Annotated in this window: 9 protein-coding genes; all 9 read left to right on the top strand. The window is 75.6% G+C overall.

Annotated elements, in window-relative coordinates; translation table 11 throughout:
- Nucleotides 1–29 precede the first annotated feature (29 nt).
- The 9 genes from B8281_RS18020 to B8281_RS17980 all read left to right on the top strand — a co-directional run bounded on the left by B8281_RS18020 (nucleotide 30) and on the right by B8281_RS17980 (nucleotide 16,171).
- Nucleotides 30–1,004 carry a MoxR family ATPase gene (locus B8281_RS18020; RefSeq protein WP_043659321.1) on the top strand — a complete coding sequence of 325 codons (975 nt, stop codon included), beginning with the start codon at nucleotides 30–32 and terminating at the stop codon, nucleotides 1,002–1,004.
- An 82-nt stretch (nucleotides 1,005–1,086) separates the two neighbouring features.
- Entirely contained in the window at nucleotides 1,087–2,430 is a 1,344-nt protein-coding gene (locus B8281_RS18015; RefSeq protein ID WP_085388426.1) for a DUF58 domain-containing protein, read from the top strand.
- Nucleotides 2,430–4,931, top strand: a complete 2,502-nt coding sequence (locus B8281_RS18010; protein ID WP_085388425.1) for a transglutaminase family protein — start codon at nucleotides 2,430–2,432, stop codon at nucleotides 4,929–4,931. The genes B8281_RS18015 and B8281_RS18010 overlap by 1 nt, the downstream gene beginning before the upstream one ends.
- Nucleotides 4,928–6,544 carry an RDD family protein gene (locus B8281_RS18005; RefSeq protein ID WP_085388424.1) on the top strand — a complete coding sequence of 539 codons (1,617 nt, stop codon included), beginning with the start codon at nucleotides 4,928–4,930 and terminating at the stop codon, nucleotides 6,542–6,544. Before B8281_RS18010 ends, B8281_RS18005 begins: the two co-directional genes overlap by 4 nt.
- Nucleotides 6,541–7,398, top strand: a complete 858-nt coding sequence (locus B8281_RS18000; RefSeq protein ID WP_043660484.1) for a PP2C family serine/threonine-protein phosphatase — start codon at nucleotides 6,541–6,543, stop codon at nucleotides 7,396–7,398. The genes B8281_RS18005 and B8281_RS18000 overlap by 4 nt, the downstream gene beginning before the upstream one ends.
- Nucleotides 7,395–9,101 (top strand): FHA domain-containing protein, encoded by a 1,707-nt coding sequence (locus B8281_RS17995; protein WP_085388423.1) that lies wholly within the window; start codon nucleotides 7,395–7,397, stop codon nucleotides 9,099–9,101. The genes B8281_RS18000 and B8281_RS17995 overlap by 4 nt, the downstream gene beginning before the upstream one ends.
- The gene (locus B8281_RS17990) at nucleotides 9,098–10,891 is read left to right on the top strand and encodes a serine/threonine-protein kinase (protein ID WP_085388422.1); all 1,794 of its coding nucleotides are present in this window, start codon (nucleotides 9,098–9,100) and stop codon (nucleotides 10,889–10,891) included. The genes B8281_RS17995 and B8281_RS17990 overlap by 4 nt, the downstream gene beginning before the upstream one ends.
- Nucleotides 10,888–11,589 (top strand): hypothetical protein, encoded by a 702-nt coding sequence (locus B8281_RS17985; protein ID WP_043654136.1) that lies wholly within the window; start codon nucleotides 10,888–10,890, stop codon nucleotides 11,587–11,589. The genes B8281_RS17990 and B8281_RS17985 overlap by 4 nt, the downstream gene beginning before the upstream one ends.
- A 103-nt stretch (nucleotides 11,590–11,692) precedes the next feature.
- The gene (locus B8281_RS17980) at nucleotides 11,693–16,171 is read left to right on the top strand and encodes an FtsK/SpoIIIE domain-containing protein (RefSeq protein ID WP_085388421.1); all 4,479 of its coding nucleotides are present in this window, start codon (nucleotides 11,693–11,695) and stop codon (nucleotides 16,169–16,171) included.
- The last annotated feature ends 109 nt before the right edge of the window (nucleotides 16,172–16,280 follow it).

Raw genomic sequence — 16,280 nt, 5'->3', positions numbered from 1 at the left:
TCGGACAGCACAGCGAACGGAAGCGACGAATGACCACCATGACCCCCGAGCAGGCCACCTGGTTCGCTCAGACCTTCGACCGCCTCGTCGGCAACGTGGGCCAGGCCGTCCTGGGCAAGGCGCACGTGGTGCGCCTGACCCTGACGTGCATGCTCTCCGAGGGCCACATCCTCCTCGAGGACGCGCCCGGCACCGGCAAGACCTCGCTCGCGCGCGCCCTCGCCGCGAGCGTCCAGGGCACGAACAACCGCATCCAGTTCACCCCGGACCTCCTGCCGTCCGACGTCACGGGCGTGACGATCTACGACCAGAAGACGGGGAAGTTCGAGTTCCACCAGGGCCCGATCTTCGCGTCCATCGTCCTCGCGGACGAGATCAACCGCGCCTCGCCCAAGACGCAGTCCGCGCTCCTCGAGGTCATGGAGGAGGGCCGGGTCACGGTCGACGGCGTCGGCCACGACGTCGGCCGCCCGTTCATGGTCATCGCGACGCAGAACCCCATCGAGCAGGCCGGGACGTACCGCCTGCCCGAGGCGCAGCTCGACCGCTTCCTCATGAAGGCGTCGATCGGCTACCCGGACCACGCCTCGACGGTCGAGATCCTCTCGGGCGCGTCCGTCCGCGACCGGAGCAAGACGCTCCAGCCGCTCATCACGACGCAGGCCGTCACGGAGATGGCCGAGCTCGGCGCGCGCGTGCACGTCGACGGCGCGGTGCTCGAGTACGTCTCCCGGCTCGCCGAGGAGACGCGCAACGCGCCCGAGGTGCGCGTCGGCGTCTCCGTCCGTGGTGCGCTCGCCCTCGTGCGCTGCGCGAAGGTGTGGGCCGCCGCGCACGGGCGCAACTACGTCCTGCCGGACGACGTCAAGGAGCTGGCGCAGCCGACGTGGGCGCACCGCCTCGTGCTCGACCCCGAGGCCGAGTTCGCGGGCGCGACGAACGAGGCCGTGCTCGGCCGCCTGCTCGCCGACGTCGCGGCGCCGCAGGAGCGCCGCAGCGCCTGACGCGACCGGCGTCCCGCACGCCGGCCGCACGCCGTCCCGCCGCCGGCGGACCGACGGCCCGCACCGACCGAGAGCCCATGCCATGAACGCCACTTCCGGCCCGACGAGCGGGCGCCCCAGCGCCCGCTCCGGCCGCACCGCCAGCGGCGGCCGCCCGGGCGCACCCCGCGCGGGGTCCGCCCTCGCCGGGCTGCTCCGCCCCCTGGCCGCACCCCTCGCGCGGGTCACCGCGCCGGTCGGGCGTGCGCTCGCGCCCGCCGCGCGGACGATCCGGCCCGTGACGTCCGCCGTCAGCCCGTTCGGCTGGGCGGCGCTCGTCGTCACGGTCGCGGCCTGGTGGGCGGGGCTCGCGCTGTCGTGGCTCGAGCTGCTCGTCGTGGCGGTCCTGCTCACGGTCGCGCTGCTCGCGGCCGTCGCGTTCGTCCTCGGGCGCTTCCGGTACGCCGTCGTGCTCGATCTCGCGCAGCAGCGCGTGACGGTGGGGGACCGCGCGGTGGGCCGGCTCGACGTCCGCAACGACTCCGCCCGACCGCTGCTCCCGTCGGTCATGGAGCTGCCCGTGGGGCAGGGCATGGCGACGTTCCCCGTGCCGCGCCTGCGCCCGCAGGGGAGCCACGAGGAGATCTTCACCGTGCCGACCCACCGGCGGTCGGTCATCTCCGTCGGCCCGGTGCGCTCCGTGCGGGCCGACCCGCTCGGGCTCCTGCGGCGCGAGGTCGTGTGGACCGAGCCCGAGGAGCTCTTCGTCCACCCGCGGGTCAAGAACCTGTCCGGCTCGTCGACCGGGTTCCTCAAGGACCTCGAGGGCCGCGTGACCACCGACATCTCGAACTCCGACGTGTCGTTCCACGCGCTGCGCGACTACGTGCCCGGCGACGACCGCCGCCACATCCACTGGAAGACGACGGCCCGCACGGGCCAGCTCATGGTGCGCCAGTTCGAGGAGACGCGGCGCTCGCACCTCGCGGTGCTGCTCTCGACGCGGGCCGAGGACTACGCGCACGACGACGAGTTCGAGCTCGCCGTGAGCGCGTGCGGGTCCCTCGGGCTCCAGGCGATCAAGGAGGACCGCGGCGTCACGGTCCTCGTCAACGACGGCAACCTGCGCGGCGACCACCGCACGCGCCTCCTCGACGACCTCGCGCGCGTGGAGACGCAGTCGCAGCGCACGTCGCTCGTCGACGTCGCGCGCGTCGCGGGCCTGACGATCACCGACGCGTCCGTCGTGGCGTTCATCGTCGGGAGCCGGGTCACCCCGACGGAGCTCCGTGCGGCGTCGGCGCGCCTGCCGCAGGACGTGCGCGTCATGGCGATCCAGTGCGTGCCCGGCGCGTCCCTCAGCCGGCACGCGATCGCGGAGCTCGTCGTCCTCACCATCGGCGAGCTCGGCGAGCTCCCCCTCGCCCTGCGGAGGCTGAACGACTGATGAGCGCTCCCAGCACCACGACGCGCGGCTCGCGCCGCGCCACGTCGGTCGGCACGCCGGCGCCCTCGTCCGGCACGTCGCAGCGGAACACGACCCGGCTGCGGGGCGCCGACACCCCGCGCGCCCTCACGGTGCTCGGCGCCGTCGACGCGCTCGCGCTCGTCCTCGTCCTCGGCGCCACGGTCGTCGGGTTCGGTCCCGTCTGGGGCTCCTCGGGCTACCTGCTCCCCGCGGCGGGGGGCGCCGTCGTCGGTCTCGCGGTCGCGTGGCTCGGCGCCTGGCGGCGCTGGGCGGCGTACACCGTGCTCCCGGTCGCGGTCCTCGCGTACCTCCTCCTGGGCGGCCTGCTCGCCCTGCCCGCCGACGCGATCGGCGGCGTGCTCCCGTCGCTCGCGACGATCGCCGACCTCGCGCGGGGGGCGGTGGCGGGCTGGAAGGAGTTCGTCACGACGGTCCCGCCGCTGCACTCGTTCCCGCACCTCGCCGTCGTCCCGTACCTGCTCATGCTCGTCACGGGTCTCCTCGCGGGCACGATCGCGTGGCGCGCGCGCCGTGCCGCGTGGGCGCTCGTGCCGGTGGCCGTCGCGTTCGTCGCGGTCATCCTGCTCGGGACCGTCATCGCGGCGTACCCGGTCGTGCAGGGCCTCGTCCTCGGCGGGGTCGGCCTGCTCTGGGCGGGGTGGCGCGTCACCGCCGCGCGCCTCGGCGCGCACCAGATCACCACGGAGGCGAGTCGCGCCGCGACGCGGCGCCTGTGGTGGCACCGCGTGCGCACGGGCGCCGCGATGCTCGTCGTCGGGGGCGTCGCGGCGGCGTTCGCGGCCCCCGCGCTCCTGCCCGACGACCCGCGCACCGTCCTGCGCGAGACGGTCGTCCCGCCGCTCGACCTGCACCAGTACGTCAGCCCGCTCACGGCGTTCCGCAAGTACGCGAAGGACATGCGCGAGGACGAGCTGTTCACCGTCCGGGGCCTGCCCCCGGGCGCGAAGGTCCGCCTCGCCGCGCTCGACACCTACAACGGCGTCGTCTACGACGTCTCGAGCGGGCTGCCCGGCTCGGGCGTCTACACGCGCGCGGGCCAGGAGATCGCGACGGTCGCGCCCGGCACGCCGACGCGCCTCGACGTCCAGGTCGGCGACTACACCGGGGTGTGGGTGCCGGACGTCGGCCAGCTCGCAGGCATCACCTACACCGGCGAGCGGGCGCGCGAGCTCGCCGACACGACGTACTACAACGGCACGACCGGCACGGCGCTGTCGACCGCCGGGCTGCGCCCGGGCGACACCTACACGCTCGACGCGCTCGTCACGGCCGAGCCCACCGAGGACGACCTCCGCGCCGGGGCGATCGACCAGTCGGTGCAGGTCCCCACGCCGCCGAAGGGCGTGCTGCCCGCGTCGCTCGCGGGCAAGGCCGCGCAGTTCATGGGCGAGGAGACCGAGCCCGTCGACCAGCTCTACGCGCTGCGCGACGGCCTCGTCGCGAGCGGCATCTTCTCGAGCGGGCTGGACACGCAGCCGCTGTCGCGACCGGGCCACTCGGCGGAGCGCGTCGACACGCTGCTCGCCGACGAGGAGATGGTGGGCGACGACGAGCAGTTCGCCGTCGCGCTCGCCCTCATGGCCAACCAGGCCGGCATCCCGGCGCGCGTCGTCATGGGCTTCTACCCCGACCTGGACAAGAACCCGCTCGAGCCGGGCGAGCCGTACACGGCGACCGGGACCGACGTGCACGCGTGGGCCGAGGTGCCGTTCGTCGGGCACGGCTGGGTGCCGATCACGGCGATCCCGGACGAGGACAACAAGATCCAGCCCGAGCCGAAGAGCCTCCAGGTGCCCAAGCCCCCGATCCTCGAGGACCCGGAGCCGCCGGAGGAGCCGGCCGAGGCCGAGGCCGGGAAGATCGACGACGAGGAGAAGGAGAAGGCCGACAGCGACGGGTTCGACTGGGGGCAGGCCGTCCTCATCGGCGTCGCCGTGGTCGTGCCGCTCGCGCTGCTCGCGCTCCCCGTCGTGCTCGTGCTCGCGTACAAGGCGCGGCGCCGGGCGCGGCGCCGCACCGCGGAACGGCCCGTCGACCGCGTGAGCGGTGGCTGGCGCGAGGTGCTCGACGCCGCGACCGACCTCGGGACGCCCGTCCCCGCCGGCTCGACGCGCCGCGAGGGCGCGGGGGTGCTCGCGCAGGCGTACGGCGCGACGGCGACCATCCCGCTCGCGCACCGCGCCGACGCGACCGTGTTCGGCACCGGGGAGCCGACCGAGCAGGAGATCGAGGCGTTCTGGGCGGACGTCGACTCCGTCGTCGGAGGGCTACGCTCCTCCGTGAACCGTCGCGCGCGGGTGCGCGCCGCGCTCTCGCTGCGGTCCGTGCGCGCGGGCGCCGGTTCCGCGGGCCTGCGCCGGTGGCTGCCCGGCCGCCGCGCCGGTGCGCGGGGTGGAGCCGTGCCCCCGGCGGCAGGGTCGTCGTCGGGGCCGTCGAGTCGACAGGGAGACGAGTCATGAGCGACGTGACGTGCCCCGCCTGCGGGTCCGCGCAGTCCCCGGGGGCCGCGTTCTGCGCGGTGTGCGGTCAGCCGTTCCCGCGGACGGGCCGGCCCGTCGCCGCGCCGTCGGCCGGGCCGGTCGGCGGCGTCCAGGCCGTCGCGGGCCGCGGTGGGCCGGACCTGCCGTACGCCGCCGTCGCGCACTCGGCGCCGGACACGACGACCGAGCCCGAGGTCTACGCGGCGACGCAGAAGGCCTTCGTCCCGGTCTCGGCCGGGGCGTCGCCGTCGTCCCTCGCCGCCGCGCCCTTCGCCGGGACCGGCCGCCGGTTCCTCGCGTACCTCGTCGACGCGGCCGTGCCGGCCGTCGTCGCGCTCGTCGTCCTCGTGGCGGGTCTCGCGGTCGTGGGTGCGCCGCTCGGCAGCGTGCAGACGGTGACCCAGGACGAGGCCGCCGCGCTGCTCGGCAAGATCCTCGTGGTCTACGTCGTGGCCGCGGTGCTCGCGCTCGCGTGGTGGGTCGGCGTCTGGTTCTGGGAGGGGTCGACGGGCAAGACGCTCGGCAACCTCGCGACCGGCATCCGCACGGTGGACGCGGGCACGCGCGGGCCGGTCGGGTTCGGGCGCGCGGCGCTGCGCTGGATCATCGTGGGCGTCGTGCCGCTGGGCGGGATCCTCGTCGTGCTGCTCAGCCCGCGCTTCGACTCCACCGGCCGGTCGCAGGGCTGGCACGACAAGGCGGGCCGGTCGCTCGTGCTCGACGTGCGCGGCGTCGCCCCCACGTCCTCGGGGTACGACGGCGTCGCCTCGCTCGTGGCGGGCGGCCCCGCCGGGGCGTACGGCGCCCCGGCCGCCCCCGGCGCGTACCCCGCCGCCCCGGGCGGCCACCCGGCGTCGTACCCGGCGCCCGACGCCGGGCGCCCGCCCGCACCGTCGGCCGCGACCCCCGCCGCGTCGTTCGCGCCGCCGCCGTCTCCCGCCTCGCCGGCCCGCCCGGGCGAGGCGTCCGGGGCACCGTCGGCCGCGCCCGTGCCGGACCCGTGGGCCTTCCCGTCCACGCCCGCGCCCACCGAGGGCGGTCTCATCACGGGCGTCCCCGGCGTCGGGAGCGGAGCGTCCGCCCCGCCGCCCGCCGCGCCCCCGCCGGCCGCGGTGCCGGCGCCCACGCCCGTGCCGACGCCCGCCCCGGCTGCTGCGCGGTCCGCCACCCCGGCGGCGGGCCCCGAGGCCGCCGAGCCCGAGTGGGACAGCACCCGGATGTCCGCGCGCGACGTGCGCGCGATGGACCCCGCGCCCGACGTGGCCGTCGTCCTCGAGCTCGAGTCGGGGGAGCGGCGCACCGTCGACCGCCCGACCCTCGTGGGCCGCAACCCCCAGGCGCCCGACGACGGCCCGTGGACCCTCGTCGCCCTCGACGACCCGACGCGCTCCGTCTCCAAGACGCACGCCGAGCTGCGCGTCGACCCGAGCGGCCTGTGGCTCACCGACCGCGGCTCGACGAACGGCACCGTCGTGTCGGTGCCCGGAGCCCCGCCCCGCGTCGCCGAGCCGGGGACGCGCGTGCGCGTCCCCGTCGGCGCGACCATCCACGTGGGCGACCGTCGCCTCGTCGTCCACCCGGGAGTCTCGTGACCACCGACCAGCCCGCCGAGGTGCACCTGGCCTGGGGCGCGGCGTCGCACCGCGGCGCCCGCCGCCTCCTCAACGAGGACCGCTTCCTCGCCGCGCGCTCCGTCTTCTTCGTCGCCGACGGCATGGGCGGGCACGAGGCGGGGGAGGTCGCGAGCGCGACGGCCGTCGAGGCCCTGCGCCCGCTCGCCGACCTCGAGGTCGTCACGCCCGAGGAGGTGCGGACCCGGATCGCGGTCGCGCAGGAGAACGTGCAGGCGATCGTCACCGAGCCGGGGCGCGGCGCCGGCACGACCGTCACGGGCGTCGTCGTCTCCGAGCAGGACGGCAACCCGTACTGGCTCGTCGTCAACGTCGGCGACTCGCGCACCTACCACCTGGCGGGCGGCCGCCTGGAGCAGGTGAGCGTCGACCACTCCGAGGTGCAGGAGATGGTCGACGCCGGTCTCCTCACCCCGACCGAGGCGCTCACGCACCCGCGGCGCCACGTCGTCACGCGCGCGCTCGGCTCGCGCAACGCCCCGCAGGCCGACTTCTGGTACCTGCCCATCGAGCGGCACGACCGCGTGCTCGTCTGCTCCGACGGCCTCACCGGCGAGCTGTCCGACGAGCGGATCGCCGAGGTCCTGCTCGCCACGCCGGACCCGCAGGGCGCCGCCGAGCGGCTGGTCCACGAGGCCATCGCGGCCGGTGGCCGGGATAACATCACAGTCGTCGTCGTCGACGCGACGGGCGTGTCCGACGACACGAGCGGCGGGAGCACGACGCCGCGGGACCAGGTGGCGGCGCCGGGTCCGGTCGTCGACGAGGACACGCTGCCCAGGGATGTTCGTCTGCAGATCGGGGGTCTGACGTGACGCTGCGCTACGTCACCGGAACGGCACGCACCGTGGTGCGCGGCGGCGCGGTCGTCGTGCTGCCCGCACCGGTGGAGCCCTCGCTCGTCGAGCAGGTGTGGGACCAGCTCGGCACCGACGCGGGCGTCGTCGAGGTCCTCCAGGTCCTCACGGGCGCGTTCGGCTCGAGCCTGCGCACGGTGCCGCCGTTCGTCGTCGCGGTCGTCACCGGCCGTCGCGTCCACGTGGCCGCGCGCGGCCGCCTCTCCGTCACGCTCGAGCTCGACGGCGGCGACCGCGTCCAGGTCGAGGGCGAGGGCGTCACCACCTGGTCGGAGCGGGTCCTCGACGACGTCGTCGAGCTGCTCGTCCGGGCCGACGCGGGCGTGGTGCCCGTCGAGCCCGCACCGCCCGGCGGGCCGCTCCTCGGGGACGTGCTCTCCGTGCCGCTCGAGTCGGGCGTGGTGCTCGCGTCCGCGGTCGCGTGGCCGCTCGTCGAGCGCCCCGAGCGCCCCGAGCTGCCCATCGCGGGCGGCGAGGACCTCGGCTCCGACCCCGGGCCGGACGACGACCGGCTCGTCACCCCGGAGGCGAGCGCCCGCGAGGACCAGGCCTCGCAGCCCGGTCCGGGTGCGAGCCACGCCGCCGCGGAGACCGCGACGCTCGCCGAGGCGCCCGCGGTGCCGTCGGCGACGACGGTCCTCGGCGGTCTCGGGGCGACGCTCCGGCTCCCGGAGGAGACGATCGCGCCGCAGCCCGACGCCGTCGAGCCGCCGCCCGTCGTGGAGCCGGCCGCGCCGGTCTCCGAGGCGCCCCCGGAGGAGGACGACGACTACGCCCACCTGTGGGGCTCCACCATCCTGCGGACCGTCGAGGACGCCGCGGTCCGCTCCGCGGAGGACGAGGAGACGGACGAGGCCGACGAGCCCGCGCCGTCGGCCACGGTGCCGCCCGCGCCGCCCGTCCCGGCCGTCCCCGTCCCGCCGACGGACGAGGCGCCCGTGCCCACCCCGCCGCCCGCACCGGACGGCCTCATCGCGGGCGTCCCGCGCGAGTGGACGGGCGCCACGCCCGCCGCCGCGCACCGGGCGGCGACCGTCACGCCCGACGACGAGCCCGCGCCCGTCGCCGGGCTCGACCACGACGGCCACACCGTGCTGTCGTCGGCGATCGCGGACCTGCGCGCGGCGGCCCAGGAGCCGGCGGTCGAGGACGCGCCCGTGCCGCCCCCGGTCCCGTCCTTCAGCCCGCCGCCCGCACCGGGGCAGCAACAGATCCTCGCGCGCACGTGCCCCGAGGGGCACGCGAACCCGCCGTCGCGCGACACGTGCGCCGTGTGCGACGCGCCGCTCGACGGCGACGCCGAGCTCGCCGTGCGCCCGCCGCTGGGCCGGGTCGTGGTCTCGACGGGCCAGACGCTCGATCTCGACCGGCCGGTCGTCGTGGGCCGTCGCCCGCGCTCGCCGCGCACGCAGGCCGCGGAGCTCCCGCGTCTCGTCACGGTGCCGAGCCCGCAGCAGGACATCTCGCGCTCGCACCTGGAGATCACGCTCGAGGGCTGGCACGTGCTCGTCAGCGACATGGCGACGACGAACGGGACCACGCTCCTGCGCGCCGGCCAGCCGCCGCGGCGCCTGCACCCGTCCGAGCCGGTCCTGGTCGTCGACGGCGACGTCGCCGACCTGGGCGACGGCGTGACCCTGCGGTTCGAGGGGATCCGGTGAGCAGCAAGCGCGCACCGTCCCCACCACCGGAGATCCGCGGCTTCGAGTACGTCTCGCTCATCGGCTCGGGCGGGTTCTCGGACGTCTTCCTGTACCAGCAGCAGCGCCCGCGCCGCCGCGTCGCGGTGAAGGTGCTGCTGCACGAGTGGTCGAGCCACTCGCAGCGCGCGGCGTTCGACGCCGAGGCCGACCTCATGGCGACGCTCTCGACCCACCCGTCGATCGTCACGATGTACGAGGCGGACATCGCGGACGACGGCCGCCCGTACCTCGCGATGGAGTACTGCTCGCGGCCCAACCTCGGCGCGCGCTACCGCACCGAGCGGCTCCCCGTCGCGGAGGCGCTGCGCACGGCCGTCCAGATCGCCGGTGCCGTCGAGACGGCGCACCGCGCCGGGATCCTGCACCGCGACATCAAGCCCGCGAACATCCTCGTCACCGAGTACGGGCACCCCGCGCTCACGGACTTCGGCATCTCGTCCACGGTCGACGACGCCGCGCGCGCCGAGGGCATGTCCATCCCGTGGTCCCCGCCGGAGTCGTTCGCGGAGCCCCCGCGCAGCGGCATCGCGACCGACGTCTGGGCGCTCGCCGCGACGACGTACACGCTGCTCGCCGGGCGCACGCCGTTCGAGGTGCCCGGCGGGTCGAACTCGAGCGCGAACCTCATCTCGCGCATCGAGGGCTCGCCCCTGCCGCCCACGGGCCGCACCGACGTCCCGGCCTCGCTCGAGCGCGTGCTCGCGACGGCGATGGCGAAGAACCCGGCGTCGCGCTACCCGACGGTCCTCGCGTTCGCGCGCGCCCTCCAGCAGGTCCAGAACGAGCTGTCGTACGCGGTGACGCCGATCGACCTGCTCGACGACTCGGGCCACGTCCAGGAGGAGGAGCCGGACGACGACGCCGGGACGCGCCTGCGCCAGGTCGTCTCGATCGACCCGTCCGGGACCGGGACGTCCGCGGGGCCCGTGGCACCCGGCCGCCCGACGCAGCCGACCACGCCGCTGCACACCGCCCCGCCCGGTGCGTGGCCCGGGCAGACCGTCGCCCCGGGCACCGCGCCCGGGCAGCCGGCGCCGTACCGCCCCCAGGTGCCGTACGCGCCCGCCGCGTGGGACCAGGGGCCCTCGGCGGGGACGTCCGGCACGGTGCCGACGACCGCCGTCGGGCAGGGCGGCGCGCCCGTCGCGGAGCTCACGGACCCCTCGCGGCTGTACCCCGGCCCGCGGCGTCCCGGTGGCTGGGGGACCCCGCCCGTCGAGGACACCGTGCACCGGACCGCCGGGCCGGACCAGGCGCCCGACGACGCGTCCCCGCAGGAGCAGCGCTCCGGCCGCGGCGCGCTCTGGGCGACGGTCGCGGGCGTCGTCGGCGTCGCGGTCGCCGTCGGGGGCTTCTTCCTCCTGCGGCCCGACGCGACGCCGGACGACACGGAGACCACCGCGGGCGGCGAGAGCTCGGCCTCGCCCGACGACGACTTCGTCCCGTCGGACAACCTCGGCGACCTCGTGCCCCCGGTGAACGACCTCGTCGGCACCTACGACCCGGCGCGCGAGGTCGCGACGTTCACGTGGGCCTACGACTCGGACAAGGCGCTCGAGGACGACTCCTTCTGGTGGCGCAAGATCGACCCGATCGAGGAGACGCCGTTCAAGGAGAACTTCGACAAGACGTCGGTCGAGCTCCGGGCCAAGCCCGGCGAGCAGGTCTGCATCGAGGTCATCGTCGACCGGGACGGCAAGGTCTCGGCCACGCCGCAGAGGATGTGCGTCACGGGGGAGGCGGCATGAGCGAGCTGGCGGTCGAGTTCTGCGGCGAGTGGTTCCGCCCGTCCACCGACGGCGACCCGTTCGACATCGGGCGCGACGGGGACCTCGCGATCGAGGACAACCCGTACCTGCACCGGCGCTTCCTGCGCATCGCGCACGAGGGCGGCATCTGGTGGCTCGCCAACGTCGGGTCGCTCATCTCCGCGACGGTGTGCGACTCGGGCGGCGGCGTCCAGTCGTGGCTCTCCCCGGGCAACCGCCTGCCGATCGTCTTCCCGACGACGTCGATCGTGTTCACCGCGGGGCCGACGACGTACGAGATCACCGCGCAGCTGCGCGGCGCGCCCTACCAGGAGATCCGCTCGGAGGACCCGGAGGCGGGCGGCGCGACGACGATCGGCATGATCACGTTCACGACGAGCCAGAAGCAGCTCATCGTGGCGCTCGCCGAGCCGATGCTGCGGCGCGACGGCACGGGCCTGTCGGAGATCCCGTCGTCCGCCGCGGCGGCGGCCCGGCTCGGCTGGGCGACGACGCGCTTCAACCGCAAGCTCGACAACGTGTGCGACAAGCTCGACCGGATCGGCGTCAAGGGCCTGCGCGGCGGGCCCGGCGCGCTCGCGACGAACCGCCGCGCGCGCCTCGTCGAGTACGCCGTGGCGTCGCGCCTCGTGACGGCGGCCGACCTGCCCCTGCTCGACCTGACCGACGACGGCTGAGCCGACCCGCTCCTGCGAGCGCGCGCCGCGCGTTCCGGTCGGTCGCGCCCGTCGACCGCTCGCCGTCCGCCGCTGACCACCCGGACCCGAACGAGGAACTCCCGTGCGAATCAAGCTCACGCTGCACCGCCCCGACGCCAGCACGACGAACGTCGCCGTCACGGCCGACGCGACGGCGTCGGTGCGCGACGTCGCCGAGGCGCTGTTCGCGGGCGACCCGACGCGCGCGGGCACCGCCGTGCCGGACCGGCTCACGCTGCAGGTCGGTACGTCGCCGTCGGGCAGCGGCCAGGGCCGCGTGCTGTCGCCGACGAGCGACCTCGTCGAGGCGGGCCTGCGGTCCGGCTCGACCGTCTCGATCGTGCGGGTGTCCGAGCAGTTCGACTCGCCGGGCCAGGACCGCGGGGCCGCCGTCGCCGTGCTGCGCGTGCTCGAGGGCCCGGACGCGGGGCGCGAGTTCTCGCTGCCCGTCGGCACGAGCTACCTCGGACGCGACCGCAACATGGACATCCGCCTGAGCGACCCGCAGGTGTCGAAGCGGCACGCGCGCATCACGGTCGGCGAGACGATCGAGATCACGGACACGAACTCCGCGAACGGCCTGGTCATGGGCGGTCAGCGCATGCTGCGCTCGACGCTCACGTCCGCGGACACGGTGACGATCGGCACGACCGTGGTCTCGGTCGTCGCGCTGCACCGCACGACGAGCCTCGCGCCGACGAGCCCGGTCGTGGAGTTCAACCGGTCCCCGCGCGTCGTGGCCCGCTTCGGCGAGCGCAAGCTGCGCGCGCCCAAGCCGCCGCAGCCGCCCGAGCCGCAGCGGTTCCCCTACCTCGCGATGGTCGCGCCGCTCCTCATGGGCGTGATCCTCTACTCCGTCACGCGCAACGTCCTGTCGATCGTCTTCATCGGGCTCAGCCCGATCCTCATGCTCGGCAACTACCTCGACCAGAAGGTGCAGGCGCGGCGCAAGCTCAAGGCGCAGCGCGAGCAGTTCGAGGCCGCCGTCGTCGCGATGCGCGACACGATCGACCGCACGCACGCGGTCGAGCGGGCGGTGCGGCTCTCCGAGGCGCCCTCGGTGGCCGACACGGTGGACGCGGTGCGGCGCCTCGGCGGTCTGCTGTGGACGCACCGCCCGGAGCACGACGCGTTCCTCTCCGTCCGGATCGGTCTCGGCTCCGCGCCCGCACGCACGCAGCTCGAGCAGCCGAACGAGAACAACACGCTGCCGGAGTACTGGAACGAGCTCGAGAAGCTGCACGCGCAGTGCGCCACGATCTCCGGCGTCCCGGTCGTCGCGCGGCTGCGGACCGACGGCGCGCTCGGGGTCGCGGGGGCGGGCGCCGCGGTCGACGCCGTCGCGCGCGGCGTGCTGGTCCAGCTCGCGGGCCTGCACTCGCCGTCGGAGCTCGTGCTCGCGGCCGTGACGTCGCAGCGCTCGCGCGCGGACTGGGAGTGGCTCGAGTGGCTCCCGCACACCGGGTCGGCCCACAGCCCGCTGGGCGGCGAGCACCTCGCCGACAACCCGGGGGCCGCGCAGTCGCTCCTGTCCCGGCTCGAGGACCTCGTCGAGCTGCGCGGCGCCGACCTCGGCACGCACGCCGAGCTGCGCGGACCGATCGACCCCGAGGAGGGGGAGGACACCCCCAAGCCGGTCCTGCCGACCGTCGTCGTGCTCGTCGAGGACGACGCCCCGGTCGACCGCTCGCGCCTCACGCGCCTCGTCGAGCGCGGCGCGGACGCCGGCGTGCACGTCGTGTGGGTCGCGCCGTCCGTCGAGCAGCTCCCGGCCGCGTGCCGCACGTTCGTGCTCGTGGACACCGTCGACACCGCCGACACCCCGGGCGGCTCCGCCGGCGCGACGAGCGGCGAGGTCCGCGTCGGGCGCCTGACCTTCCCCGTCGCGTGCGAGACGGTGGACCTCGCGACGGCGCACGAGGTCGCGCGCATCCTGGCCCCGGTGGTCGACGTCGGCGCGCCCGTCGACGACGACTCCGACCTCCCGCGCTCGGTCTCCTACCTCGCGCTCGCGGGCACGGCGCTCGCGGAGGACCCGAGCCGGCTCATCGACGCGTGGCGCGAGAACGGGTCGCTCACGCCGCGCGACGGCTCCCCGCCGGTGCGGCGCTCCGCCCCGACCAACCTGCGCGGCCTCGTCGGCCACTCCGGCACGGAGCCGCTCTACCTCGACCTGCGCACGCAGGGCCCGCACGCGCTCGTGGGCGGGACGACGGGCGCGGGCAAGTCCGAGTTCCTCCAGTCCTGGGTGCTCGGCATGGCCGCGGCGCACAGCCCGGACCGCGTGACGTTCCTCTTCGTCGACTACAAGGGCGGCGCCGCGTTCGCGGACTGCGTGAACCTGCCGCACACCGTCGGGCTCGTCACGGACCTCTCGCCCCACCTCGTGCGCCGCGCGCTCACGTCGCTGCGGGCCGAGCTGCGCTACCGCGAGCACCTGCTCAACCGGAAGAAGGCCAAGGACCTCGCGTCCCTCGAGCGCACGGGCGACCCGGACGCGCCGCCGAGCCTGCTCATCGTGGTCGACGAGTTCGCGGCCCTGGTCAACGAGGTCCCCGAGTTCGTGGACGGCGTCGTGGACGTCGCCCAGCGCGGCCGGTCCCTCGGGCTGCACCTCATCCTCGCCACGCAGCGTCCCGCGGGCGTCATCAAGGACAACCTGCGCGCCAACACGAACCTGCGCGTCGCGCTGCGCATGGCCGACGAGGACGACTCGACGGACATCCTCGGCATCCCCATGGCCGCGCACTTCGACCCGTCGATCCCGGGCCGCGGCGCCGTGAAGACCGGCCCCGGCCGGATCACCCCGTTCCAGACCGGCTACGCCGGCGGCTGGACGACGTCGCGCCCCGAGCGCCCCCGGATCGACGTCCAGGAGATGTCGTTCGGCACCGGCGTGCGCTGGGAGCTCCCGGAGCCCGAGGTCGAGGAGGTCACCGACCCGGGCCCCAACGACATCGCGCGCGTCGTCGCGACCATCTCGCGGGCCGCGACCGAGGCCGCCGTCCCGATGCCGCGCAAGCCGTGGCTCGCCGAGCTCGCGCCGACGTACGACCTCGCGCGCCTGCCGAACCCGCGCACGGACACGATGCTGCTGCTCGGCGTCGAGGACGACCCGAAGTCCCAGGCCCAGCCGACGGTGTTCTACGAGCCCGACCGCGACGGCAACATGGCGATCTACGGCACGGGCGGGTCGGGCAAGAGCGCGACGCTGCGGACGATCGCGGTCTCGGCCGCCATCACCGCGCGCGGCGGCCCCGTCCAGGTGTACGCGATCGACGCGGGCGCGAGCGGCCTGCGGATGCTCGAGGACCTGCCGCACGTCGGCGCCGTCATCTCGGGCGACGACGAGGAGCGCGTCCAGCGCCTGCTGCGCACCCTGCGCGACCTCGTGGACGAGCGGTCCGCCCGCTACGCCGCCGTCCGCGCGGGCAGCCTCGACGAGTACCGCCGGCTCGCGGGCGCGCCCGACGAGCCGCGCATCCTGCTGCTGGTCGACGGCATCGGCGCGTTCCGCGAGTCATACGAGTTCCGGCCCGCGCACGCGTTCCCCGTGTGGGGCGCGTTCACGGCCGTCGCGACCGACGGGCGCCAGGTCGGCGTCCACGTCGTCGTCGCGGGCGACCGCGCGGCGTCGGTCCCGACGTCGCTCGGCTCGACGATCCAGAAGCGGCTCGTGCTGCGCCTCGCGAGCGAGGACGACTACCTGACGCTCGGCGTCCCGAAGGACGTGCTGTCGCTGACGTCCCCGCCCGGGCGCGGCGTCCTCGACGAGAACGAGGTCCAGGTCGCGGTGCTCGGCGGAGACCCGAACGTCGCGCTCCAGGCGCGCGAGCTCGGCAAGCTCCGCGACGCGATGACGCGGCTCGGCATCGCGCAGGCGCCGGGCGTCGAGCGGCTGCCGGACGGCTTCGCGCTCGAGGCGCTGCCGGAGGTCACGGGCGGGCGCCCGACGATCGGCCTCGACGACCTCGACATCGCGCCCGTGGGGCTCCCCGCGCGCGGTACGTTCATGCTCTCCGGCCCTCCCGGGGGCGGCCGCACGACGGCGCTCGTCACCATCGCGCAGGCCGTGCGCCGGGCGCGCGCGGGCCGGGTCGTGTACCTCTCGCCGCGCCGCACGAGCATCTCGGCGCTCGACGCGTGGGACACCGTCGCGACGTCGCCCGAGGAGGTCGTGACGCTCCTCGAGACGCTCACCCAGGCGATCGAGGGCGGGTCGCTGCGTCCTGGCACGCTCACGGTGCTGGTCGAGTCGGTGACCGAGTTCACCGGCACCCCGGCCGAGCAGCCGCTCGTCGCGTTCGTGCGGGCCGCCACGCGAGCCGAGCAGCTCGTCGTGGGCGAGGCGGAGTCCTCGACGTGGGGCCAGGCGTGGGCGATCGCGCAGCCGTTCAAGGCGGGCCGCACCGGTCTGCTCCTGACGCCCGGCGACCTCGACGGCGACACGCTGCTCGGGACGGGGCTCGGCCGCATCCGCCGCGCGGACTTCCCGCCGGGACGCGGTTTCCTCGTGGTCTCGGGCAGGGCGCGCAAGCTGCACGTCGCGCTCCCGCGGTAGCGACGTGACGACCACGGGCACCTCATGGGGACACCTCCCCATCGACGGCGCTCGTGGGCCGATGGTTGAGTACTGCCATCGACAACGGGACGACGTCCACGCAGGGTGG

Origin of the sequence: Cellulosimicrobium sp. TH-20 (assembly GCF_002105775.1) — a bacterium.
GTDB lineage: Bacteria > Actinomycetota > Actinomycetes > Actinomycetales > Cellulomonadaceae > Cellulosimicrobium > Cellulosimicrobium funkei.
Note: the sequence above shows the minus strand (reverse complement) of the source record. Positions and strands in the feature narration are given on the sequence as shown.

What these genes read in the sequence shown, in the direction of transcription:
- B8281_RS18010 (WP_085388425.1), top strand. Translation starts at nt 2,430, where the DNA reads ATGAGCGCTCCCAGCACCACGACGCGCGGCTCGCGCCGCGCCACGTCG.
- B8281_RS17985 (WP_043654136.1), top strand. Translation starts at nt 10,888, where the DNA reads ATGAGCGAGCTGGCGGTCGAGTTCTGCGGCGAGTGGTTCCGCCCGTCC.
- B8281_RS18020 (WP_043659321.1), top strand. Translation starts at nt 30, where the DNA reads ATGACCACCATGACCCCCGAGCAGGCCACCTGGTTCGCTCAGACCTTC.
- B8281_RS18005 (WP_085388424.1), top strand. Translation starts at nt 4,928, where the DNA reads ATGAGCGACGTGACGTGCCCCGCCTGCGGGTCCGCGCAGTCCCCGGGG.
- B8281_RS18015 (WP_085388426.1), top strand. Translation starts at nt 1,087, where the DNA reads ATGAACGCCACTTCCGGCCCGACGAGCGGGCGCCCCAGCGCCCGCTCC.